Here is a 22,041-nt window from a genome sequence, read left to right as displayed (position 1 = left end):
CGACCCACAACCGCCTCCATGTCAGCCATTGAACTGGTGGGGGTTTCCAAATCGTGGGGCAGCAGCACCGCACTGGAAGCCATCAACCTGCGGATTGAACAAGGCACGTTTTGTGTGCTGCTCGGCCCCTCGGGGTGTGGCAAGTCAAGCACCTTGCGCATCATGGCCGGGCTGGAGTCGGCCAGCACCGGGCGGGTGCTGATGGATGGGCGCGACATCACGCAGGTGTCACCGGCCCAGCGCGGCATGGCCATGGTGTTCCAGAACTATGCACTGTTCCCGCATCTCTCGGTGGCCGACAACATCACGTTTGGCCTGTCGGTGCGCAAAACACCGGCCGCCGAAATCACCCGGCGCTTGAAAGAAACCGCGGCCCTGCTGGGCCTGAGCAGCCTGCTGGCGCGCCGCCCCAGCCAGCTCTCGGGCGGCCAGCAGCAGCGGGTGGCGCTGGGCCGTGCACTGGTGGCGCAAGCCAAGGTGTGCCTGATGGACGAGCCCTTATCCAACCTGGATGCACAACTGCGCCAGGACATGCGCCGCGAGCTGCGTGACATTCAGCGCCAACTCGGGCTGACCGTGGTCTATGTGACCCACGACCAGTCCGAGGCCATGAGCATGGCCGACCAGGTGGTGCTGCTCAACCGCGGGCGTATCGAGCAAGTGGGCACCCCGCGCGACTTGTACACCCAACCGGCCAGCACCTTTGCGGCGCGTTTTGTCGGCACCCCGCCGATGAATTTGCTGACCCTTGAGCAGGGCCGCATCGCCGGTAGCGAGATTGCCATTCCGCTGGATGCCGCCATTCTGGGTGTGCGCCCGGAGGCGATTCACCTGCACCCTGGCGGACTCCCCGCCGTGGTGCAAAGCCTGGAATACCTCGGGGCCGACCTGCTGCTGCACTGCCACATCGGCAACCAGAGCCTGCGGGTACGCCTGGACGGGCAACACCACGCCGCCGCAGGTGATCAGGTTCGCCTGCACTGGAGCCCCGCCGAGGCCCACGGCTTTGATTCCGCTGGCCAGCGAATTCACACCCACCACAGCCCTGCATCAACCCCCTCTTGAACCAGAAAAACCACCATGAAACGCCAAACCTTTCTTCAGTTAACAACTACACATTTAATAGCTGCTTGCGCATTATTAACGGGCGCTACAGGCAAATTACATGCACAAACACCGGTCGAAGTGCAGTTTTTTTACCCGGTGGCCGTGGGTGGCCCGATCACCAAGACGATTGACGACTTTGCCGCCGCCTTCACGAAGGAGCACCCCGCCATCAAGGTCACGCCGATCTACGCCGGCAGCTACCAGGAAAGTATCGTCAAGGCGCTGACGGCGCACAAATCCGGCACACCCCCGGTGACCTCGGTGCTGCTGTCCACCGACATGTTCACCCTGATCGACGAAGATGCCGTGGTGCCGTTTGACAACTTTGTCAAAACGCCGCAAGACAAGGCCTGGCTGGGCAGCTTCTACCCGGCCTTCATGCAAAACAGCCAGGCCGGCGGCAAAACCTGGGGTATTCCGTTCCAGCGTTCCACCGTGGTTATGTACTGGAACAAAGACCTGTTCAAGCAGGCCGGTCTTGACCCCCACCAAGCCCCCGCCACCTGGGCCGAGTTAAAAGCCGCCGCCACCAAGCTGACGCAAAAAGATGCCAGCGGCAAAGTCAGCACCTGGGGGGTGCAGATTCCGTCCAGCGGCTTCCCGTACTGGCTGTTTCAGACCCTGTCCACCACCAACGGGGCCCTTCTGGCCAACGAGGCGGGCACCGCCGTCAAGTTTGATGACCCCAAGGTGATTGAAGCACTGCAATACTGGGTTGACCTGGGCAAGGCCGGCATTCACCCACCGGGCGTGGTCGAGTGGGGCACCACACCGAAAGACTTCTTCGAGAAAAAAGCCGCCATCATTTTCACCACCACCGGCAACCTGACCAACATCAAGAAAAACGCCAAGTTTGACTTTGGTGTCGGCATGATTCCGGGCAACGTGCGCAAGGGCTCACCCACTGGCGGCGGCAACTTCTACATCTTCAAGAAATCCAGCCCGGCGCAGCAACAGGCGGCGTTTGAGTTCATCCAATGGATCACCCAGCCCGAGCGTGCCGCACAGTGGAGCATCGACACCGGCTACGTGGCGGTATCACAAGCCGCCTACAACACCCCGAGCCTGAAGGCCTACGGCAAAGACTTTCCCGCTGCTCTGGTGGCGCGTGACCAATTGCCGGCATCGGTGGCAGAGCTGTCCACCCACGACAACCAGCGCGTCACCAAAGCCCTGAATGACGGTTTACAAGCCGCCCTGACCGGCAACAAGAGCCCGGCGCAAGCCATGAAAGAGGCCCAGATGGAGGCTGACCGCATCTTGCGGGCCTACAAATAAGCGGTGCATCCCTTGAAACCTGCAGCATCTTCCAATGATCTGGGCACGGCATCCATCTGGCTGATGCTGCTGCCCGCCCTGGTCTTGCTGCTGGCGTTTACCCATTGGCCGATTGTCTCGACGCTGGTGGACAGCTTCTTTTCCACCCCCAAAGGCGCTCGTGCCAGCGTCTGGGTCGGGCTGGACAACTACGCGGTGATGGTGGCCGACCCGGTGTTCTGGAAAGCCATGCGCAACAACCTGTGGTTTGCCGGGGTCACCATTCCGCTGTCGATCAGCCTGGCTTTGGTGATGGCGCTGTGGGTCAACGAGCGTATGCTGGGCCGGGCCTTTTTGCGTATGGCTTATTTCACACCCACCGTGCTGCCAATGATTGCGGTGGCCAACATCTGGCTGTTTTTCTACACCCCGCAATATGGCTTGCTGGAGCAGATCAGCGCCGCATTGGGCCTGCCTTCACACAACTGGCTGGGCAGCCCGTCCACCGCGCTGGGCGCAGTGACGCTGGTGGCGGTGTGGAAAGAGGCCGGTTTCTTCATGATTTTTTACCTGGCCGCGCTGCAAAGCCAAAACCCCAGCCTGCGCGAGGCGGCGGCCATTGAAGGCGCCTCACGCTGGACATTTTTCTGGCGCGTGCAGTGGCCGCTGCTGATGCCGACCACCGTGTTTGTGCTGGTGAATGCCTTCATCAACGGCTTTCGCATGGTGGATCATTTGTTTGTGCTGACCCGTGGCGGGCCGGACAACGCCTCGACCCTGCTGCTGTTTTATTTGTACGAGGTCGGTTTTAGCTTTTGGGACACGGCCTATGCCGCCGCCATCACCGTGGTGCTGGTGAGCATCTTGGTGGGTATGGCCCTGCTGCAGTTTTTTGTGCTGGACCGCAAGGTGCATTACCAATGAGCTTACCGGTCAACACCCACAGCGCCCCCCAACGCCTGGCTTTTAACGAACCCGGCTGGCTGGACACGCTGGCCGCCTGGCTGCTGGCCCTGTTGTGGATGCTGCCGCTGCTGTATGCGGTGTGGACGGCGTTTCACCCCGCTGAATTCGCCACCCGGCTGGAGCTTGCGGCCCCGCTGACGCTGGACAACTTCCGCCGTGCCTGGCTGGCCGCGCCGTTTGCACGCTACTTTTTCAACACCACCTTGCTGGTGGCCATGATTTTGGCTGCGCAATTGCTGCTGGCCACCTTGGCCGCCTATGCATTTGCCCGCTACCACTTCCGGGGCCGCAACCTGGCTTTTGCCCTGGTGCTGGTGCAGTTGATGGTGATGCCCGACATCTTGCTGGTGGAAAACTACAAAACCATGGCGACTGTGGGCCTGATCGATTCGCTGCCCGCCATCGGCCTGCCTTACTTTGCCTCGGCCTTTGCCATTTTTTTGCTGCGCCAGACCTTCATGAGTATCCCCAAAGAGCTGGATGACGCGGCGCGGGTTGAAGGGGCCAGCGCCCTGCAAACCCTGTGGCGGGTCTACGTGCCGCTGGCCAAACCGGTCTACACCGCGTTTGCGCTGGTGTCGGTGAGCTTTCACTGGAATAATTTCCTCTGGCCGCTGATCGTGACCAACAGCGTCAATGCACGCCCCCTCACCGTGGGTTTGCAGATTTTTTCATCGGTGGATCAGGGTATTGACTGGTCCATCATCACCGCAGCCACGCTGCTGAGTTCAGCCCCGCTGCTGATCGCCTTTTTGCTGTTTCAGCGCCAGTTTGTACAAAGCTTCATGCGGGCGGGGATCAAATGAGGTGGATCACATGAAACTCATCACCTGGAACACCCAATGGGGCTGCGGCCTGGATGGCCGCGTCAACCTCAAACGCATCGTCAGCGAGGCACGTGCCATGGTCGACTTTGACGTGTTGTGCCTGCAAGAAATCGCCTGTGGCTTTGAGACCATGCCGGGCCACCCAGGTGATCAACCGGCACAACTCCAGGCCCTGCTGCCCGGCTACACCGTGTTTTTTGGCGCAGCGGTCGACGAATTTGATGCCCAGGGCCAACGCCAGCGGTTTGGCAATCTGATTGCCACACGGCTGCCAGTGGCCAGCGTGCAGCACCACCCCTTGCCCTGGCCTGCCGATGCGGGCGTGCGCAGCATGCCGCGCATGTGCACAGAGGTCACCGTGACCGACCCCAGGCTGGGCGCAGTGCGCATCATGACCACCCATCTGGAGTTTTATTCCGCACGCCAGCGCATGGCCCAGGCCCAAGCCTTGCGAGCGCTGCACATGCAGGCCTGCGAACAGGCGGCGGCGCAACCGCTGGCGGACCACAGTCACTCACCTTTTCAGAGCAAAACGCACACCCGGCATGCCATTTTGTGTGGTGACTTCAATTTTGAACCCGGTGCACCCGAATACGCCACCATTCAACAGCCATTTAGGCCTATAGTGCCCGTAATACCTGCGCAAGCAGCTACAAATATTGCAGCAGATCATTTGCAGGATGCCTGGCCTTTGGTGCTGGGGCAAACACCCCATGCGCCCACGTTCCGGCTGTTTGACCGCACCTACGGCCCTGAGCCCATCACCTGCGACTATGTGTTCGTCAGCCAGTCTTTGGTACCCCGGGTTCAGACACTGTCCGTCAACCTGAACAGCCGGGCCTCAGACCATCAGCCCCTATGGATTGAGCTGGTTTAAGCAGGTCGGCCAGCACGGCCAACTGGATGGCCATCACTTGCGCCACATCGGCCGGCCCTCAATGAGGGGTAGTGGTAAACGGCTCCAACACGCCAACGATGGGGATGGCATTCCTTGGCTCTTTCAGCTTCTATTTCCTGCTTGACCTGGAGAACCATTTCATCATCGTCTCCAAAACAGTCCTGAAAGCGATGAAGGAGTCGTTCAAGGTTGTCGATGTGTCTTGTCATAGAACCGGCCTCTCGTGTTGATGGCTGATCAGTATCGTAACCATTTGTGACGATCGAACGCCACCCCTCATTGCGCAACTTTTGATGGAAATCAAACTCAAAACCAGGGTTGAAAAAGGGCATCCAGGAGGCCGCGTTTATTGGCCAGGAACCCGATCAGACCAGCTTATCAACGTTCTTGCCCAACTTGGACGGGTCGGTTTTGTTGCTTTCTGTACTCGACGCTGACGGGTGCTTGATGGCGTAGACGGCAGCTTCCTCGCTGGAAACCACACCATCCTGGTTGGTGTCGGCGGCAGCATAGGTTGTGGAAGAACTGCTCGCACCATTGGCTCCACCCGCACCGCTTGCCTCCTGCGGTTTGCCTGATCCACCAGGACCGCCTGCGCCACCAGGACCGCCTGCACCACCAGGACCGCCTGCACCACGAGGACCTCCAGAAGGAGGTGTCAGGTTGCCACTTTTAATGGCGGTTTCAATGTCTGACTTTCCAATGCTTCCGGTTTGCTTCGTGTCAATGGAGTCGTACATATTTGTGGCATCGTCACTGGACACGCCTTTGGCAGTCAAGGCAGAAACAAATTGATCCTTGGTAACTTTGCCGGTGTTGTTGGGATCGAGTTCACTCATCATCTTGGAGGCCATCTTGGTGGCCATCTTGGATGTGTCGACTCCGCCGCTACTGGCGCTCCCCACGGAACTGATTGACATAGACATACTGAACTCCTTAGTTTGGATTTGAGAATCCACGCACTTGGATTCTTGGTATCAGTATCGACAAGCGGGATTCATTAGTTAAGACCCTAGCGATGTAAATCCGTGTAAAAGCCGCAGACTCTGGCTTCGTCAATGTTGGTGTCAATATCTTGCGCGAAGTCATATCCAGGACTTTTCCAGGATGTCGAAGCAGGTCCCAAGGGGGATGTTGTCGTCCCGAATCGACCACCTGTTCCACGCGTTTTGCGGTAGATGCCGTACCGCTGCGTCACCCAGGTGCCGCCCAACCGCAGTTGCAGATGCAGCGCATTCGCATAGGTGGCCTGCCCGCGTCCTCTGCCGACGCACATCAAAACCGATCCGTTTGGTGTTTCTGGCTGCATGCTCACTCCGTAGTGAAATTGGGGTGACTGAATTCTTGTCCCACCTGGCATCAGTCGAGGTTCGCACGGTGTAAATCCGAGTAAAAGGGATGTCGTAAAAGCGGGTGCTGGCTTACTATCCTTGCATCTCCACTTTTGTGATGCCTTCTGTGCCATGCCCCGGGTTCTTTTGATTGATGATGACCGTGAATTGTTGGAACTGCTGCGCGACTATCTGCAAGGTGACGGGTTTTCCGTCAGCGCCGCGACCGACGGGCATACCGGTCTGAAAGCCGTACTGGGTGACGCTCCGGACATCGTGGTGCTCGACGTGATGATGCCTGGCATCAATGGCATGCAAGTCCTCACGCAGATCCGCACCCTCAGCCCTGTGCCCGTGCTGATGCTCACCGCCAAAGGGGATGACACCGACCGCATCATGGGGCTGGAGCTCGGCGCAGACGACTACGTCCCCAAGCCTTGCACACCGCGCGAACTCGCTGCGCGGCTGCGTGCCATTCTCAAACGCTCGCAAAACGCACCGTCCCAAAAGCAGGACACCCGTGTGCCCATTACAGTGGGCGCGCTGACCTTATGGCCTGCAAAGCGGCGTGCCCAACGCGCTGGCAAGGACCTGGCGCTCACCAGCACGGAGTTCAGCCTGCTCGAAGTGCTGGCGCGCCATGCCGGAGAGACGGTGAGCAAACAGCAACTCAGCGAAGAAGGTCTGGGCCGCCCTTTGAGCCGTTTTGACCGAAGCATCGATGTGCATGTGAGCGGCATTCGCCAGAAATTTGGCTTGTTGTCCGATGGCTCTTCGCCCATCCAGACGGTGATCCGAATGGGTTACCAACTCGTCGTGGAATAGGTGCCATGGGTCGTCTGTTTTGGAAATTTTTTATCGTGTTCTGGATCGCACAGATCACGATATTTTTGACGGTGGGCTTGATGTTGCTGGCCTGGCCATCCGCTGCGTTAGACACGCCATTCAAGCACCCCATGGAAAGTTTGTCCGCACCGGATTGCGCACGGGCGAGTCCCCCGACCTGGCCGAAAGGCGGTCTGCCTCCTCCACTGCCATTGGGTGCCGGTTTGTTGGTCAGCGTGGCTTTTGCAGCATGGTTGAGTTGGTATTTTTCGAGACCCATCCGCAGTTTGAACAGCGCGTTTGAAGCGCTCGCCGACGGTAAGCTCAATACTCGCGTGGGCAAGGCGATGGGATCGCGCCGGGACGAGCTCGCCAATCTGGGTGAGGCCTTTGACCGAAGTGCCGCAAAACTGCAGGCGCAAGTGGAAGCGCAGCGCCGACTCTTGCATGATGTCTCTCATGAGCTGCGCTCCCCTCTTGCGCGCCTACAAGCATGCAGCGACTTGATGGTGCAACAGCCACAGCGTTCCGTGGAGCTGGTGCAGCGTATTGAGCGCGAAACCAGTCGAATGGACAAGCTCGTGGGTGAACTGCTGACCTTGGCTCGGCTGGATTCGACAACAAGCCAAGCGCCCGTTGAAGTGGTGGATTTGATCGAACTTGCGCAGTCTATTTGCAGCGATGCCGAACTCGAAATGCAAGCCAAGTCCTGCCGACTGCAACTCCGCATGCCTGAGCAGATGCAACTCAAAGGCGATGCCGAATTGCTCTACCGGGCGCTGGACAACGTGCTACGCAATGCGGTTCGCTTTTCCCCTATCGGAGGTAGCATCGGACTGCACATCACGGCCAATGCAAGTCACCGCCATGTCCTGATCAGGATTTCTGACGAGGGGCTTGGACTGCCGCCCAAAGATGTCGATCGAATTTTTGAGCCCTTCTTTCGCAGCGAGTCCAATTCAGACAAAGGTGACCATGGATGCGGTCTTGGTCTGGCCATCACCCGCAGCATTGTGCTGGCGCATCAGGGCACGATCAGTGCCAACAACCGCAGCGGCGGTGGCCTTGAAGTGAGCATCACGCTGCCCGCCTAAAACAATGCATTTGTCAGATTCATGAGCGATTGCTGCATCGCTGGAAGGCGCAGATTCAAGCCCTACTCAAAGGGATGACATGGTCACTTCCGACCAAGCCTTGCATATTGACACCCACCAGCAGCCGGACCCAAACACGATGTTGTCACGCCCCCGATTTACCAGACACCGCACCCTGACCCTGCTGCATTGCGCCCTGTTGTCCGCTTGTGCGGCGGTTGGCCCTTCGTACCAGGCCCCCGCCACGGAGCAACTGCTCACATCCAGCCAATGGCAAGCAGTCCAGCCACATGGTGGTGACACCGCAGCGCTGCTGACCTGGTGGAAGCGCCTGCAAGACAGCAGCTTGAACGCACTGTTGCAGTCGGCTGAGACCAACAACCCATCGCTGCAAAAAGCCGCTGCCAATATCACCTTGGCCCGTGCCAATGTCAGCACCACGCGCGCTTCCTACCAGCCAACCTTGACCGGATCAGCCTCAGCCCGCCGCAACAACACCCCGGGCAGCGCCCAGAGCACCGCCACCGGCGGGCTGGACGCGAGTTGGGAGCTCGACCTGTTTGGCAGCGTGCGGCGTTCCGCCGAGTCAGCTGACGCACTACTACAGGCGCGCCAGGCTGACTGGCACGACGCGCGGGTCTCGCTGGCCGCCGAAGTGGCCACCGACTACGTCACCTACCGCGCCTGCCAGCTGACCCTGCTGGCCAGCCAGGCCGATGCCCGATCCAGCCAGACCACGGCAGATATCACCCGGCGCTCGCTGCAAGCCGGTATGACGGCGCGCGCCGACGCCGCCCTGGCCGTTGCCAGCGCCGCCAGCGCGTCGGCCACGGCCATCGCCCAGCAAGCCGAGTGTGATGTCACCGTCAAGGCCCTGGTGGCGCTGACCGGCCTGGCCGAGCCTGCGCTGCGCCAGCAGCTGGACAGCCAGCCCGCGCAATTGCCCACACTGACCGGCTTTCAGATCAACACCCTGCCGGTTGACTTGCTCAGCCAGCGGCCCGACCTGGTATCGACCGAACGGGCGCTGGCCGCAGCCAGCGCCCAGATCGGGGTGGCCGAGGCAGACCGTTATCCGCGCCTGTCGCTGCTGGGTTCCTTGTCGGCCACGCGTACCGACGGGGTCAACACCACACCCTGGTCGTTTGGCCCCAGCCTGTCGCTGCCGCTGCTCAACGGTGGCGCCAAGCGCGCCGCAGTCGACAGTGCGCAAGCGGCCTACGATCTGGCCTTGGCCAACTACCAGCAGGCCGTACGCACCGCGGTGCAGGAAGTTGAGCAAAGCCTGGTGCGACAGATGAGCGCCGTGCGCCGCACCGCCGATGTGCAGCGCAGCGCCACCGGTTACCGCAGTTATGCCAACGCCGTGGAAGCCAACTGGCGCGCCGGCGGAGACAGCCTGCTGAACCTCGAACTCGCCCGGCGCAACGCCATTGCCGCCGAGCAATCCCTCATCACCGTGCAGCGCGATCAGCTGCTGTACGGCATCGCCTTGTACAAAGCCGTGGGCGGCGGCTGGACCGTATCGACAGGAGACACGCCATGACATTCACACGCAAACTCACTCGCCAACGCCTTCTCGCTGCGACAGCCCTCGTCTTGCTGCTGGCTGGCGGCACCTGGCTGCTGAAATCGCGCGCCGCGCCCGCTGCCACCGTGCTGCCCTCAGCCAATGCGGGCCTGTCCGTCAGCGCCGTGCAGCCGCAGCAAGCCAGCTGGGGCCGCAGCCTGCAGCTGTCGGGCGGCCTGTTTGCCTGGCAAACCGCCACCATTGCCAGCGAAGAAGCTGGCCTGCGCCTGACCGAGGTGCTGGTCGATGTGGGCAGCGTGGTCAAACGCGGCCAGCTGCTGGCCCGATTGGCCGACAACAGCATCCTGGCCGACCTGCGCGTGCAAGAAGCCGCCGTGGCCCAGGCCCGCGCCAAGCTGGCCCAGGCCAAGGCCGAGGCCGACCGCAGCCGCACCGTCAAAGACAGCGGTGCCCTGTCGGAGCAGCAAGTCACTGCGTATGTGGTGGCCGAGCAGACCGCCCAGGCCAGCCTGGACTCCGCGCTGGCGACTCTGGAGGCACAACGCATCAAGCTGGCCCACACACGTATTCTGGCGATAGACGACGGCGTGATCTCCAGCCGCAGCGCCACCCTGGGCAATGTGGTGGCCTCGGGCACCGAGCTGTTTCAGCTGGTGCGCCAACGCCGCGTCGAATGGCGTGCCGAGATCACCGGCAAACAGCTCAGTGCACTGAAGCCCGGCCAGACCGCCAAGATCACCCTGCCTGACGGCCAGCAGGTCAGCGGTCGCCTGCGCCTGGTCGGCCCGACGCTGGACAGCAACACCCGCAACGGCCTGGCTTATGTCGACCTGCCGGTAGGCAGTGCGGCCAGCCCCGGCATGTATGTGCGCGGCGAGATCGATACCGGCCAGGCAGCGGCGCTCACTGTGCCCAGCAGCGTGGTGGTGCAGCGGGACGGCAACAGCTATGTGTTCGAGAAGGATGGTGCCAGCAAAGTCGCCCAGCGCCAGGTGCAGACCGGACGACGCGTGGGTGACATGGTGGAGATCAGCAGCGGCATCACCGCACAAACCCAGCTGGTGCGTAGTGGCGGTGCCTTCCTGAAAGACGGCGACCCGGTGCAATGGACCACTGATGCCGCAACCGGCACGGCTGCTGCCGCCAGCACGAGCAAAGGCACACCATGAACTTGTCGAGCTGGTCGATACGCAACCCCGTCCCGGCGATCCTGCTGTTCATCATCCTCACCGCGGCCGGGCTGTTCAGCCTGCACAAGCTGGGTATACAGAACTTTCCTGACCTGGATGTGCCAACCATTCTGGTGTCCGCTTCGCTGGAAGGCGCGGCCCCGGCCCAGCTGGAAACCGAGGTGGCCCGCAAGATCGAGGACAAGCTGGCCTCGGTGACCGGCGTGGACCACATCACCTCCACCATCACCGACGGCGCAGCCAGCATCAGCGTCAGTTTCGACATCGACAAGGACAGCGAGGTGGCGCTGAACGAGGTGCGCAACGCCGTCGACGGCGCACGCGCCGACCTGCCCACCGAGATGGCCGCACCCGTGGTGTCCAAGGTCACGCAAGGCTCGTCCGCTCTGCTGACCTATACCGTGGTGGCAGCACACCTCAGCGAGTCCGACCTGTCCTGGTTTGTCGACAACGACATCAGCAAGGCCTTGTTATCGGCCAAGGGCGTGGGCGCGATCAAACGCGTCGGCGGTGTCGAGCGCGAGATGCATGTGACACTCGACCCGGCGCTGATGGCCGGCCTGGGTGTGACGGCCAACAGTGTCTCCAGCCAGATCAAGGCGGTGCAGACCGATGCCTCGGGCGGCCGCGGCACGCTGGGCGGCGGCAACCAATCGGTGCGAACTCTGGGTCGACTCGACCAGCCCGAGCAGCTGGCCGGTCTGGCCATCCCCCTGACCACAGCTAGCACCGCCACCGCCACGCGCACCAGCGTGCGGCTGGACCAGATTGCCACGGTCAGCGACACCGCCGAAGAGCGTTTTGCCTATGCAGCGCTGAACGGCAAGCCGGTGGTCGGCTTTCAGGTGACACGACAGATTGGCAGCAGCGAGGTGTCGGTAGCGGCCACAGTACGCGCAGCGGTCAAGACCTTCAGCGCCAGCCACCCGCAGGTGCAGATCACCGAGGTGATTGAAACCGTGACCCCCACGCAGGATAACTACGATGGCTCGATGCACCTGCTTTACGAAGGTGCGATCCTGGCGGTGGTGGTGGTCTGGCTGTTCCTGCGCGACTGGCGTGCCACTTTTGTCTCAGCGGTGGCGCTGCCACTGTCCATCATCCCGACCTTCATCGTGATGTACCTGCTCGGTTACTCGCTGAACCTGATCACCCTGCTGAGCTTGTCGCTGGTGGTGGGGGTGTTGGTGGACGATGCCATCGTCGAGGTGGAGAACATCGTGCGCCACCTGCGCATGGGCAAAACACCGATGCAGGCCGCACTCGAAGCCGCCAATGAAATCGGGCTGGCGGTGGTGGCCACCACCTTCACCCTGGTGGCGGTGTTCCTGCCCACGGCCTTCATGAGCGGCATACCGGGCAAGTTCTTCCGGCAGTTCGGCATCACCTCGTCGGTGGCGGTGCTGGCCTCGCTGTTGGTAGCGCGGCTGCTGACGCCGATGATGGCCGCCTACCTCCTCAAGCCCAGCCCGGTGCACGTCACGCAAAACGGCCCGCTGATGCGCCGTTACCTGGCCATGGTGCATTGGTGCCAGACGCACCGGCGCAGCACGATGTTGCTGGCTGGTCTGTTCTTCATCGGCTCGGTGAGTCTGGTACCGCTGTTGTCCACCTCATTCATCAGTGCCTCCGACACCGCGCAGACCACCATTTCGCTCAAGTTGCAGCCCGGCAGCACATTGGCAGAAACCCGCGCCACCGCCGCTCAGGCCCAGACCTTGATCGCCCAGATGCCCGAAGTCACCCAGGTGTTCACCGTGATTGGTGACGCCAGCAGCGATGCCAGCAGCAGCACGGTGAACGAGGCCTCGCTCACCGTCAGCCTGACACCGCGCGGCACGCGCGCACGCTCGCAGTCCGAGGTGGAAGCCGCCATCCGCCACAAGCTCGGTGGGCTACCCGGCACCCGCGTCGGCGTGATGGGCATGGGCAACGGCCAGTCGCTCGATGTCACCCTGGCCAGCGACGATGCCCTGGCGCTGAACCAGGCCGCCGCCGCGCTGATCAAGGACCTTCGCACGTTGAAAGGCATAGGCAACATCACCGACAGCTCCAGCCTGCAACGACCAGAAATCCACGTGCGACCCGACCCGGTGCGTATGGCCGAGCAAGGCGTGACCACCAGCGACCTGGCCAGTGTGGTGCGCGTAGCCACCTACGGCGACTACGCCACCAGCCTGGCCAAGTTCAACCTGCCGCAGCGCCAGATCCCGATCCGTGTGCGTTTTGACGACAGTACCCGCTCCGACCTGGATGCGCTGGGCCAGTTGCGCGTGGCCGGGCGTAGCGGCGCGGTGCCACTGACCGCCGTGGCCGATCTGTCGCTGGGCGCGGGCCCCTCGCAGGTGGCACGGCTGGACCGCATGCGCAACGTGACCCTGAGCATCGAACTCGGCAGCCTGAGCACCGGCGAGGTCGACAAGATGGTGCAGGCTCTGCCGTCCATCAAAAACCTGCCCAGCGGCGTGCAGCAGATCGCTACCGGTGATGCGCAGCGCATGGCAGAACTGTTCACCAGCTTTGGCGGCGCGATGCTGATCGGCATTCTGTGCATCTACGCAGTGCTGGTGCTGCTGTTTCACGACTTCATGCAGCCCGCCACCATCCTGGCCGCCCTGCCCTTGTCGGTGGGTGGCGCGCTGCTGGCGCTGCTGATCACCGGCAGCGGCTTCTCGATGTCGTCGGTGATCGGCCTCTTGATGCTGATGGGCATCGTCACCAAAAACTCGATCCTGCTGGTCGAGTACGCGGTGGTCGCCTACCACAACGGCATGGGGCGTTATGAAGCGCTGGTCGATGCCTGCCACAAACGTGCCCAGCCGATCCTGATGACCACCATTGCCATGGTGGCGGGCATGCTGCCGATCGCCCTGGGCTGGGGCACCGATTCCAGCTTCCGCGGGCCGATGGCGGTGGTGGTGATCGGTGGGCTAATCACTTCCACCGTACTGAGTTTGCTGGTGATTCCGGTTGTATTTACCTATGTGGACGACTTGTTGTTGTGGCTGCGCAAACATTTACGGCATCGGCAGCCACAGTGAACAACCGCTTTGTGCCGTCTACCAACCAACGGCATTGAAACCACAGCGTCATTTCGCAACCCATTTGTCGCAATCCCTTCAAACCAGCCAAAGCAAGCGCCGGCATACCGCCCATTTCCCCCAAAAAAGCCTTCAGAAGCACATTTTCCCCTGGCACTAAAAATGCAATGACTCCTGTAACCACCCCATCAGGAGTCTTTCATGTCAGCTTCGCTCAAAGCCAAGATTGCCGATGTGTTCGATGAGCCTGGTTGCGAGATCAACCAGGGCAAGAGCGACAAGGATCGCAAAAAAGGCTGCACCAAACAGCTTGCGCCCGGCGCGGCTGCCGGGGGCTGCGCCTTTGACGGGGCCAAGATTGCCCTGCAACCGGTGGCCGATGTGGCGCATCTGGTGCACGGCCCGATTGCCTGCGAGGGCAACTCGTGGGACAACCGGCACAGCGCATCAAGCGGCCCGCAGATTTACCGCACCGGCTTCACCACCGACATCAACGAGCTGGACGTGATCTACGGCGGTGAAAAGCGCCTGTTCAAATCCATCCGCGAGATTCTGGACAAATACAACCCTCCCGCCGTTTTTGTCTACCAGACCTGCGTGACCGCGCTGGTGGGCGACGACATTGAGGCGGTGTGCCAGCGCGCCACCGCAAAATTTGGCAAACCGATCATTCCGGTCAATGCCCCCGGCTTTGCCGGCCCGAAAAACCTGGGCAACAAGCTCGGGGCCGAGGCGCTGCTGGACTATGTGATTGGCACGGTCGAACCCGAATTCACCACGCCGTATGACATCAACATCATTGGCGAATACAACCTGGTGGGTGAGCTGTGGCAAGTGAAGCCGCTGCTGGATGCCTTGGGCATTCGCATCCTCTCCACCATCTGCGGTGATGGCCGCTACAACGAGATTGCCAGCGCACACCGGGCCAAGGTGAACATGATGGTGTGCTCCAAGTCGATGATCAACATTGCCACCAAGATGGAGCAGCGCTGGGGCATTCCGTATTTTGAGGGCTCGTTCTACGGCATTGGCGACATGAGCGACACCTTGCGCCAGATTGCCAAACTGCTGGTCAAGCAAGGTGCGCCGGATGATTTGCTGCTGCGTACCGAGCAATTGATTGCGGTGGAAGAAGCCCGCGCCTGGCAGCGTATTGCGCACTACAAACAGCGACTCACCGGCAAACGGGTGTTGCTGATCACCGGCGGGGTCAAGTCCTGGTCGGTGGTGGCGGCGCTGCAAGAGGCGGGTATGGAGATTGTTGGCACCAGCATCAAGAAAAGCACCAAAGAAGACAAAGAGAAGATCAAGGAAATCATGGGGGACGATGCCCACATGATCGACAACATGACCCCGCGCGAGATGTACGCCATGCTGCGTGATGCGCGGGCCGACATCATGCTCTCGGGCGGGCGCAGCCAGTTTGTGGCGCTGAAAGCGCGTATGCCCTGGCTCGACATCAACCAGGAGCGCTACCACCCCTATGGTGGCTACGAGGGCATGGTGGGCCTGGTGCACGAGATTGACCGCGCCATCTTTAACCCGGTCTGGCAGCAAGTGCGTATTCCCGCCCCTTGGGGTGACGACGGGGAAACGCTTGGTGCGGTGAGCGCAAACGGGAGTGCATGAACATGGCCAGCGTCATTGAATCCAAAAAAGCCTGTGCGGTGAACCCGCTCAAGATGAGCCAGCCGCTCGGGGCCACCCTGGCGTTTCTGGGGCTGGATGCCTGCATGCCGGTGATGCACGGCTCACAAGGCTGCACCTCGTTTGGCCTGGTGTTGCTGGTGCGCCACTTCAAAGAGGCGATTCCGCTGCAAACCACCGCCATGAACGAGGTCACCTCGATTCTGGGCGGCTACGACAACCTGGAGGCCGCGCTGATCAACATCCGCAGCCGCGCCGCGCCCAAAGTCATTGCCATTTGCTCGACCGGCCTGACCGAGACCAAGGGTGACGATGTGGAGGGCTACCTGGTGACCGCCCGCAAGCGCAAACCCGAGCTGGCCGATACCGAGATCATTTATGTCTCCACCCCCGATTACGTCGGCGGTTTTGAAGACGGTTACCAACACGCCATCAGCGCCATTGTGCGCACCCTGGTCAAGCCGCTGCCGGTCAACCCCCAGCAGGTCACGCTGCTGCCGGGGAGCTATTTGTCGCCCGCCGACATTGACGAATTGCGCGAGATCATTGAGGCCTTTGGCCTGTCGGTGATTGTGCTGCCGGATATTTCTGGCTCACTGGATGGTCATATTCCGCCCGACTGGCGCGGCACCACCTTGGGTGGCACCACACTGGAGCAAATTCGCACCGCCGGGGCTTCTGCCTACACCCTGGGGGTTGGCGAGCAAACCCGCGAAGGGGCGCAGACCTTGCTGGACATTGCTGGCACGCCGTTTGAGATTTTTGAGCGCCTGACCGGTCTGGAGGTGAATGACCGTCTGCTGCAAAAACTGGCGCAGATTTCCGGCCAAGCCGTGCCCGCCAAATACCGCCGCCAGCGCAGCCAGTTGCTCGATGCCATGCTTGACAGCCACTTCTACACCGGCGGCATCAAGGTGGCAATTGCCGCCGAGCCGGATTTGTTGCTGGCCGTAGGCAGTGTGCTGGTGGACATGGGGGCCGAACTGCACTGCTGCGTCAGCACCACCAAATCAGCCGCCCACGCGCTGCTGCCCGCTCAACAAGTGATTCTGGGCGACCTGGAAGACCTGGAGCTGGGGGCGGCGGACTGTGACCTGCTGATCACCCACTCACATGGCCGCCAGGCCGCGCAGCGGCTGAACAAACCCTTGCTGCGCATTGGTTTCCCGGTGTTTGACCGCATTGGCAACGCGCATCGGCGCATGGTCGGCTACCGCGGCACGATGGATTTGGTGTTTGAGGTGGCCAACCTGATGCTCGACCATGTGGAACACCACCACCCCGGCGATTGGCCGCTCAGCCCCGAAGCGCTGCAAGCAGCAGCCAGTGTTGCCACGCTTGAGACCGTGTGATCCGTTTTGACCCCACCCATCCCAACCCAAGGAGTGCCTTTATGAAAGTCGCCTTCGCCACCCAGGACAAAGAAAGCGTGAACGCGCACTTTGGCTGGGCCAAAAGCATCGTCGTGTACGACGTTTCCCCCACCGGGCATCAGTTTGTTGAAAGCTTTGAGTTTGGCGACAAGCTGGAAGAAGACGGCGACGAAGACAAGCTCGCCCCCAAGCTCGAAGCCATCAAGGACTGCGCCATCGTCTACGTGGCCGCCATTGGTGGCTCCGGCGCGGCACGTGTCGTGGCCATGAAGATTCACCCCATCAAGGTGCCACAACCCGAAGCGATTGCCGACATTCTGACCAAGCTGCAAGACGTGCTGAACGGCACACCGCCCCCATGGCTGCGCAAGGCCCTGGCCAAAAGCGGCGAACGCACATTTGATTTTGAAGATGAAGAGGTCACCCCATGACAGACACCGCAACCCTGGAAGCAGCCACCCCCGCCGACAACGACGAGGCCTATCTCGCCACCCCGTTTGTGCAGCAGCTCATCAAGCAACTGCGCGCCCAGGACACCAATGGCACCTGGGACAACAAGAGCGATTTGCAGTTGCTCAAGCCCTACATCCACACCGCTGAAGAACGCCGTGCGCTGCCGATTCTGGGTGACCCCGACCCCGAGACCCTGTGGCATCTGGAAATTTTCTACAACGCCATCGCCGTGGCGATTGAGCGCGAAACCGGCCAGATGGTCTCGCCCATGATGAAGATGAGCCACGAAGGCTTTGGCCGCATGGTGCTGATTGCCGGCCGACTGGTGGTGGTCAACAAGCAGTTGCGCGACGTGCACCGCTTTGGTTTCCCCTCACTGGCCAAACTGGCGCAAGCCGGTGGCAAATTTTTTGATGAAGCGGTGATGATGATCCGCACCTACCCCGCTGTGGCGCAATATGGAGCCTGAACATGAGCACAGATGCCGAAGAACTTAAAACACGTTTGAAAAAACTCAACGCCCGGGCCACCCAGGCCAAGATGGATTTGCATGACTTGTCCGAAGAACTGCCAACCAACTGGGAAAAAATCCTGGAAGTGGCGCAACGCTGCCACGAAGCCCATGCCAACTTGATGGACGCACGCCAAGCTGCGGCAGCCGTATGAGCACGGCCTTCAACGTGACCCTGCCCAGTGGGGAAATCTGGGTACCCACCTTTGTGTCGAAACTCGACGACCAGAAATGCATCGGCTGTGGCCGCTGCTTCAAGGTGTGTTCGCGTGGCGTGCTGGAACTGGTCGGCCTGACCGAAGATGGCGAGCGGATTTCTGTCGATGTGGACGGGGATGACGACGACGAGGAATACGAAAAGAAAGTCATGACCATTGCGCACCAGGAGCGCTGCATTGGCTGCACCGCCTGCTCCAAAATCTGCCCGAAAAAGTGCTACACCCACGCAGAGGCGGTGGTTTGAGCTGACAGTCAGCGGCGCTCCCAGGGGCGTTCAGGCTGCGTGCCATTAGACAAAGCATAATTTGCGGATGACACGCACCACCCAACTCCTGCACCCCCCTCGCCCCCCTGCCCCCACCCGCGCAGCCGCCACCGTGCTGCTGCTGCGCGACAGCCCCGACGGGCTGGAGGTGCTGATGACCCGCCGCTCCGCCCAGGCCAGCTTTGTGCCGGGCGCATTTGTCTTTCCTGGCGGCGGCATTGATGCGGCCGACGGCAACTGCCAGGCCATTTGCCAGCGCCGCGCCACGCAAGACGATGCGGCGTTGACCGAAGCGGTGGCCGCCATCCGCGAAAGCTTTGAAGAGCTGGGCGTGCTGCTGGCCCGCCATGCCGACGGCCGTTGGGCCAGCCAGGCCGACATTGAGGCGATGGATCGAACCGGTGACTTTGCCGCGCAATGCCAGGCGCGTGGCCTGACCCTGGCCACCAGCGACCTGTATGTGCTGGCCCGCTGGATCACCGACCGCGACTTGGCTAAACGCTTTGATGTGCCGTTTTTGGTCGCGCGTATGCCGCCCGGTCAAAGCCCGGTGGCCGATGAGTCCGAGCAGTTTGAGCCGGTCTGGGTGCGCCCGGCGCAGGCGCTGGAGCGCCACCAGGCGGGCAACTTCTTCATGATTTACCCGACCATCCGCACACTGGAACGCCTGCAACAGTTGGCCACGGTCGATGCGGTGTTACAGGCTTGTGCGGTGACCGAAGAACCACTGTTCACCAGTTGCCCACGCACCGGTCTGCTGGCCGGGCGTGAAGCCCGCTTCATGGAACACGAATTGCCCTATGGTGAGCTGGCGCTGGTGTGCCCGGACGGCCAGATCGCCCACCCGCTGGATTGGCAAAGCGAACAGCCCGTGCCGTTGCTGAAAAACGTGCTGCGCCTGACCGCACCCAACCCCGGCGTGATGACTGGCCCGGGCACCAACAGTTACCTGGTGGGCGACCCCAGCACCGGCTTTATAGCCATCGACCCCGGCCCGGCCGATGCCGAGCATCTGGACAAACTCTGGCGTGCCGCCGGGGGCGACATCCGCTTCATCGTCTGCACCCACTCGCACCCGGATCACTCCCCCGGCGCGGCACCGCTGCAAGCCCTGTGCAGCCCTAAGCCGCCGATTCTGGGCCTGCCCAGCGCACCCACCGCACGTGCAGCCAGCCACTTCACGCCCGACAGGTCACTACAAAATAAAGAGCTGCTTGCGCTTACCACACAAGCGCCAGAGGCCAATTTGTCTATCAAAACCAGCCACACCCTGCAAATCATCCACACCCCTGGCCACGCCGCCAACCATGTGTGCCTGGTGTTGCTGGAAGACGGCTTGTTGTTCAGCGGTGACCACATTCTGAACGGCAGCACCACGGTGATTGACCCGCCCGATGGCGACATGAACGACTACCTGAATTCGCTCGACCTGCTGCACCAGTTGTGCGCCGAGCACTACATTCAGTTCATCCTGCCCGCCCATGGTTATGTCATGGGCGGGCCAGGTCAGGAGGCTGCCGACACCATCACCCGCCTGAAAAACCACCGCCTGCAGCGCGAGGCCAAAGTCATGGCCGCCATGCAAGCCAACCCGCAAGGCACACTCGATGACTGGCTGGCTGTGGTTTACAGCGACGTACCACCGCGCATGTGGCCGGTGGCCAAACGCTCGCTGATGGCCCATGTGGCGCGGCTAGAGGCCTTGTCGGTCAACCCGTGAGCGGCGTCAGTGGTTACCATCAGCAGACATGATCAAACCATCCAAATCCACCCTCTCGGTCAAAACAACATTCAAGAAGCCCCCTGTGCCCGAGGGTGAACGGCTGTCCAAACACGTGGCGCACCTGGTGCCCTGCTCCCGCCGCGAGGCCGAGCAATACATCGAAGGCGGCTGGGTGCGGGTGAATGGCCAGGTGGTGGAAGAGCCGATGGCCCGCGTGCTGGACCAAGTGGTGCAGATCGATCCGCAGGCCAGTCTGATGGGGCTCAGCGATGTCACCCTGTTGCTGAACAAACCCGCAGGTTTTGACAGCATGGCCGCCCCAGGCGAGGCGGGCAAACGCCTGAAACCGGCGCACCAATTGCTGCAAAGCACCAACCATTGGGCACAAGACCCGTCTGGCGTGCGCCAGCTCAAGCGGCATCTGGCCCGGCTCACCGCCTGTGTACCGCTGGAGCTGGCCGCCACCGGGCTGGTGGTGTTCACGCAAGACTGGCGCGTGCTGCGCAAGCTCACCGAAGATGCAGCCTTCATGGAACACGAGTTTCTGGTGGAAGTGGCCGGTGAGGTCAGCCCGGACATGTTGCAACGCATGAACACCGGCCTCAACCACCAGGGCCAGGCGCTGCCGCCAGTGAAGGTCAGCATCAACAGCACGTCTGGTGCCACAACCCGGCTGCGTGTCGCCATCAAGGGAGCGCACCCCGGCCTGATTGCTTACTTGTGCGAGCGCGTGGATTTACACATCAACAGCATGAAGCGCTTGCGCATCGGGCGGGTGGCGCTATCAAATTTGCCAGAAGGTCAGTGGCGCTATCTGCAAGAAGGTGAACGGTTTTGATATTGAAGGCCATCACACACTGAACAGTTGCCCACGTGCCGCATCGGTGATGGCCAGCACACAGGGGTGGGTGATGCGCCGCTCGACCGACACCGCATAGAACGACTCGACCAGCTCAGTGGTGCGCCCCACCACCGACACCGCAAATTGGTCACAGGTTTCCTGTTCCAGCGCAGTTGGAGCCAAAAAAACGCCCTGCCCTTCGCGGCCAAAGGCTTTCATCAGCGCCGCGTCATCAAACTCACCCACCACCACCGGGGAAATCTGGTGTTTGGCAAACCAGCCTTCCAGTTGTTGACGCACTGAAGCCGTGGCCCCGGGAACCAACATCGGCACACCCGACAGACAGCCGGGAAACGTCCCCTGAAGGCGCGGCTGGAGCGCAGAGGCGGCAAAAAAACTCATGGCACTGCGGCCCAACGGGTGGTTGAACGCTTTGACGCTGACACGAGCGGGCATCGGCTCATCGGCAATCACCAGGTCAAGCCGGTGCAAGGCCAACTGCGCCAGCAAGTCGTCAAACTTGCCTTCGCTGGCCAGCAGTTTGATCGGCTGCCCCACAGAAAACGCCGGTTCAAGCAAGCGATAAGCCACTGATTTGGACACCGAATCGGCCACACCCACCCGAAAGTCCAGCCGACGTTGGGTACCACGGGCTTGTCGCAAGGCAGTCTCAAGGTCTTGCCCCAGACTGAAAATCTGGTCGGCATAACCCAGCGCCAGACGGCCATGCTCGGTCAGCTCCAGTTGGCGGCCACTTTTGCGGAACAGTTGGCGACCCAGCCAGTCTTCCAGCAATTTGATTTGCCCTGACAAAGTTTGGGGGGTGGTGTGTAACTGTTCACCAGCGCGCATGATGCCGCCCGACTTGGCGGTGACCCAAAAATAGTAAAGATGCTTGAAATTCATGCCAACTGCCTCATGTAATGAAACTAATGCTTCGAT

Annotated in this window: 22 protein-coding genes; 18 read left to right on the top strand and 4 right to left on the bottom strand. The window is 61.3% G+C overall.

Annotated features, from left to right (window positions below; genetic code table 11):
* Positions 1–18 precede the first annotated feature (18 nt).
* From LDN84_RS03375 to LDN84_RS03355, 5 genes are all read left to right on the top strand, one after another.
* Positions 19–1,065: an ABC transporter ATP-binding protein gene (locus LDN84_RS03375; protein ID WP_223908195.1), complete on the top strand. Its 1,047-nt coding sequence runs from the start codon at positions 19–21 to the stop codon at positions 1,063–1,065.
* 15 nt (positions 1,066–1,080) lie between these two features.
* On the top strand, positions 1,081–2,385 hold the full coding sequence (locus tag LDN84_RS03370) for an ABC transporter substrate-binding protein (RefSeq protein ID WP_223908193.1): 1,305 nt from the start codon (positions 1,081–1,083) through the stop codon (positions 2,383–2,385).
* A 63-nt stretch (positions 2,386–2,448) separates the two neighbouring features.
* Positions 2,449–3,288, top strand: a complete 840-nt coding sequence (locus LDN84_RS03365) for a carbohydrate ABC transporter permease (protein WP_223912723.1) — start codon at positions 2,449–2,451, stop codon at positions 3,286–3,288.
* Between the two features lie 98 nt (positions 3,289–3,386).
* Positions 3,387–4,136 carry a carbohydrate ABC transporter permease gene (locus LDN84_RS03360; protein WP_223912720.1) on the top strand — a complete coding sequence of 250 codons (750 nt, stop codon included), beginning with the start codon at positions 3,387–3,389 and terminating at the stop codon, positions 4,134–4,136.
* A 10-nt stretch (positions 4,137–4,146) separates the two neighbouring features.
* Entirely contained in the window at positions 4,147–5,034 is an 888-nt protein-coding gene (locus LDN84_RS03355) for an endonuclease/exonuclease/phosphatase family protein (RefSeq protein ID WP_223908190.1), read from the top strand.
* Here the strand turns inward: LDN84_RS03355 and LDN84_RS03350 are convergent.
* The 3 genes from LDN84_RS03350 to LDN84_RS03340 form a co-directional block, all read right to left on the bottom strand.
* Entirely contained in the window at positions 5,031–5,387 is a 357-nt protein-coding gene (locus LDN84_RS03350; RefSeq protein WP_223908185.1) for a hypothetical protein, read from the bottom strand. The genes LDN84_RS03355 and LDN84_RS03350 overlap by 4 nt on opposite strands.
* A 33-nt stretch (positions 5,388–5,420) precedes the next feature.
* Positions 5,421–5,981, bottom strand: coding sequence for an EF-hand domain-containing protein (locus LDN84_RS03345; RefSeq protein ID WP_223908182.1), 561 nt, complete (start codon positions 5,979–5,981; stop codon positions 5,421–5,423).
* Between the two features lie 86 nt (positions 5,982–6,067).
* A complete protein-coding gene (locus LDN84_RS03340) occupies positions 6,068–6,364 on the bottom strand; it encodes a hypothetical protein (RefSeq protein WP_223908179.1) in 297 nt (98 codons plus the stop codon).
* A gap of 154 nt (positions 6,365–6,518) precedes the next feature.
* On the opposite strand from LDN84_RS03340, the gene LDN84_RS03335 reads away from it, so the two are divergent.
* The 13 genes from LDN84_RS03335 to LDN84_RS03275 all read left to right on the top strand — a co-directional run bounded on the left by LDN84_RS03335 (position 6,519) and on the right by LDN84_RS03275 (position 21,096).
* Complete coding sequence (locus LDN84_RS03335; protein ID WP_223908176.1) at positions 6,519–7,211, top strand: response regulator transcription factor; 693 nt, start codon at positions 6,519–6,521, stop codon at positions 7,209–7,211.
* Between the two features lie 5 nt (positions 7,212–7,216).
* The gene (locus LDN84_RS03330) at positions 7,217–8,305 is read left to right on the top strand and encodes a sensor histidine kinase (protein WP_223908173.1); all 1,089 of its coding nucleotides are present in this window, start codon (positions 7,217–7,219) and stop codon (positions 8,303–8,305) included.
* Positions 8,306–8,384: 79 nt separating this feature from the next.
* On the top strand, positions 8,385–9,851 hold the full coding sequence (locus tag LDN84_RS03325) for an efflux transporter outer membrane subunit (RefSeq protein WP_223908170.1): 1,467 nt from the start codon (positions 8,385–8,387) through the stop codon (positions 9,849–9,851).
* The gene (locus LDN84_RS03320; RefSeq protein WP_223908169.1) at positions 9,848–11,005 is read left to right on the top strand and encodes an efflux RND transporter periplasmic adaptor subunit; all 1,158 of its coding nucleotides are present in this window, start codon (positions 9,848–9,850) and stop codon (positions 11,003–11,005) included. The genes LDN84_RS03325 and LDN84_RS03320 overlap by 4 nt, the downstream gene beginning before the upstream one ends.
* Positions 11,002–14,067, top strand: a complete 3,066-nt coding sequence (locus LDN84_RS03315) for an efflux RND transporter permease subunit (RefSeq protein ID WP_223908167.1) — start codon at positions 11,002–11,004, stop codon at positions 14,065–14,067. Before LDN84_RS03320 ends, LDN84_RS03315 begins: the two co-directional genes overlap by 4 nt.
* Positions 14,068–14,268: 201 nt before the next feature.
* The gene (gene nifE / locus LDN84_RS03310; RefSeq protein WP_223908165.1) at positions 14,269–15,696 is read left to right on the top strand and encodes a nitrogenase iron-molybdenum cofactor biosynthesis protein NifE; all 1,428 of its coding nucleotides are present in this window, start codon (positions 14,269–14,271) and stop codon (positions 15,694–15,696) included.
* 2 nt (positions 15,697–15,698) lie between these two features.
* Positions 15,699–17,066 carry a nitrogenase iron-molybdenum cofactor biosynthesis protein NifN gene (nifN, locus tag LDN84_RS03305; RefSeq protein ID WP_223908163.1) on the top strand — a complete coding sequence of 456 codons (1,368 nt, stop codon included), beginning with the start codon at positions 15,699–15,701 and terminating at the stop codon, positions 17,064–17,066.
* 41 nt (positions 17,067–17,107) lie between these two features.
* Positions 17,108–17,518 carry a nitrogen fixation protein NifX gene (gene nifX / locus LDN84_RS03300; protein WP_223908160.1) on the top strand — a complete coding sequence of 137 codons (411 nt, stop codon included), beginning with the start codon at positions 17,108–17,110 and terminating at the stop codon, positions 17,516–17,518.
* Positions 17,515–18,009: a NifX-associated nitrogen fixation protein gene (locus tag LDN84_RS03295; protein WP_223908157.1), complete on the top strand. Its 495-nt coding sequence runs from the start codon at positions 17,515–17,517 to the stop codon at positions 18,007–18,009. Before nifX ends, LDN84_RS03295 begins: the two co-directional genes overlap by 4 nt.
* A gap of 2 nt (positions 18,010–18,011) precedes the next feature.
* Positions 18,012–18,206, top strand: a complete 195-nt coding sequence (locus LDN84_RS03290; protein ID WP_223908128.1) for a CCE_0567 family metalloprotein — start codon at positions 18,012–18,014, stop codon at positions 18,204–18,206.
* On the top strand, positions 18,203–18,514 hold the full coding sequence (fdxB, locus tag LDN84_RS03285; RefSeq protein WP_223908125.1) for a ferredoxin III, nif-specific: 312 nt from the start codon (positions 18,203–18,205) through the stop codon (positions 18,512–18,514). Before LDN84_RS03290 ends, fdxB begins: the two co-directional genes overlap by 4 nt.
* Before the next feature lie 67 nt (positions 18,515–18,581).
* Positions 18,582–20,255, top strand: a complete 1,674-nt coding sequence (locus LDN84_RS03280; RefSeq protein ID WP_223908122.1) for an MBL fold metallo-hydrolase — start codon at positions 18,582–18,584, stop codon at positions 20,253–20,255.
* Between the two features lie 28 nt (positions 20,256–20,283).
* Positions 20,284–21,096 carry an RNA pseudouridine synthase gene (locus LDN84_RS03275; RefSeq protein WP_223908116.1) on the top strand — a complete coding sequence of 271 codons (813 nt, stop codon included), beginning with the start codon at positions 20,284–20,286 and terminating at the stop codon, positions 21,094–21,096.
* 12 nt (positions 21,097–21,108) lie between these two features.
* Here LDN84_RS03275 and nhaR read toward each other — a convergent pair whose 3' ends face one another.
* Entirely contained in the window at positions 21,109–22,005 is an 897-nt protein-coding gene (nhaR, locus tag LDN84_RS03270) for a transcriptional activator NhaR (RefSeq protein WP_223908112.1), read from the bottom strand.
* Positions 22,006–22,041 lie beyond the last annotated feature (36 nt).

The organism is Rhodoferax lithotrophicus, from assembly GCF_019973615.1.
GTDB classification, from domain to species: domain Bacteria; phylum Pseudomonadota; class Gammaproteobacteria; order Burkholderiales; family Burkholderiaceae_C; genus Rhodoferax; species Rhodoferax lithotrophicus.
This window is presented reverse-complemented; position numbering and strand designations above follow the sequence as displayed.

Excerpts from the sequence above, each read along its gene's own strand:
- LDN84_RS03375 (WP_223908195.1), top strand. The coding sequence starts at position 19 with ATGTCAGCCATTGAACTGGTGGGGGTTTCCAAATCGTGGGGCAGCAGC.
- LDN84_RS03370 (WP_223908193.1), top strand. The coding sequence starts at position 1,081 with ATGAAACGCCAAACCTTTCTTCAGTTAACAACTACACATTTAATAGCT.
- LDN84_RS03365 (WP_223912723.1), top strand. The coding sequence starts at position 2,449 with ATGCTGCTGCCCGCCCTGGTCTTGCTGCTGGCGTTTACCCATTGGCCG.
- LDN84_RS03360 (WP_223912720.1), top strand. The coding sequence starts at position 3,387 with ATGCTGCCGCTGCTGTATGCGGTGTGGACGGCGTTTCACCCCGCTGAA.
- LDN84_RS03355 (WP_223908190.1), top strand. The coding sequence starts at position 4,147 with ATGAAACTCATCACCTGGAACACCCAATGGGGCTGCGGCCTGGATGGC.
- LDN84_RS03350 (WP_223908185.1), bottom strand. The coding sequence starts at position 5,387 with ATGCCCTTTTTCAACCCTGGTTTTGAGTTTGATTTCCATCAAAAGTTG.
- LDN84_RS03345 (WP_223908182.1), bottom strand. The coding sequence starts at position 5,981 with ATGTCTATGTCAATCAGTTCCGTGGGGAGCGCCAGTAGCGGCGGAGTC.
- LDN84_RS03340 (WP_223908179.1), bottom strand. The coding sequence starts at position 6,364 with ATGCAGCCAGAAACACCAAACGGATCGGTTTTGATGTGCGTCGGCAGA.
- LDN84_RS03335 (WP_223908176.1), top strand. The coding sequence starts at position 6,519 with ATGCCCCGGGTTCTTTTGATTGATGATGACCGTGAATTGTTGGAACTG.
- LDN84_RS03330 (WP_223908173.1), top strand. The coding sequence starts at position 7,217 with ATGGGTCGTCTGTTTTGGAAATTTTTTATCGTGTTCTGGATCGCACAG.
- LDN84_RS03325 (WP_223908170.1), top strand. The coding sequence starts at position 8,385 with ATGGTCACTTCCGACCAAGCCTTGCATATTGACACCCACCAGCAGCCG.
- LDN84_RS03320 (WP_223908169.1), top strand. The coding sequence starts at position 9,848 with ATGACATTCACACGCAAACTCACTCGCCAACGCCTTCTCGCTGCGACA.
- LDN84_RS03315 (WP_223908167.1), top strand. The coding sequence starts at position 11,002 with ATGAACTTGTCGAGCTGGTCGATACGCAACCCCGTCCCGGCGATCCTG.
- nifE (WP_223908165.1), top strand. The coding sequence starts at position 14,269 with ATGTCAGCTTCGCTCAAAGCCAAGATTGCCGATGTGTTCGATGAGCCT.
- nifN (WP_223908163.1), top strand. The coding sequence starts at position 15,699 with ATGGCCAGCGTCATTGAATCCAAAAAAGCCTGTGCGGTGAACCCGCTC.
- nifX (WP_223908160.1), top strand. The coding sequence starts at position 17,108 with ATGAAAGTCGCCTTCGCCACCCAGGACAAAGAAAGCGTGAACGCGCAC.
- LDN84_RS03295 (WP_223908157.1), top strand. The coding sequence starts at position 17,515 with ATGACAGACACCGCAACCCTGGAAGCAGCCACCCCCGCCGACAACGAC.
- LDN84_RS03290 (WP_223908128.1), top strand. The coding sequence starts at position 18,012 with ATGAGCACAGATGCCGAAGAACTTAAAACACGTTTGAAAAAACTCAAC.
- fdxB (WP_223908125.1), top strand. The coding sequence starts at position 18,203 with ATGAGCACGGCCTTCAACGTGACCCTGCCCAGTGGGGAAATCTGGGTA.
- LDN84_RS03280 (WP_223908122.1), top strand. The coding sequence starts at position 18,582 with ATGACACGCACCACCCAACTCCTGCACCCCCCTCGCCCCCCTGCCCCC.
- LDN84_RS03275 (WP_223908116.1), top strand. The coding sequence starts at position 20,284 with ATGATCAAACCATCCAAATCCACCCTCTCGGTCAAAACAACATTCAAG.
- nhaR (WP_223908112.1), bottom strand. The coding sequence starts at position 22,005 with ATGAATTTCAAGCATCTTTACTATTTTTGGGTCACCGCCAAGTCGGGC.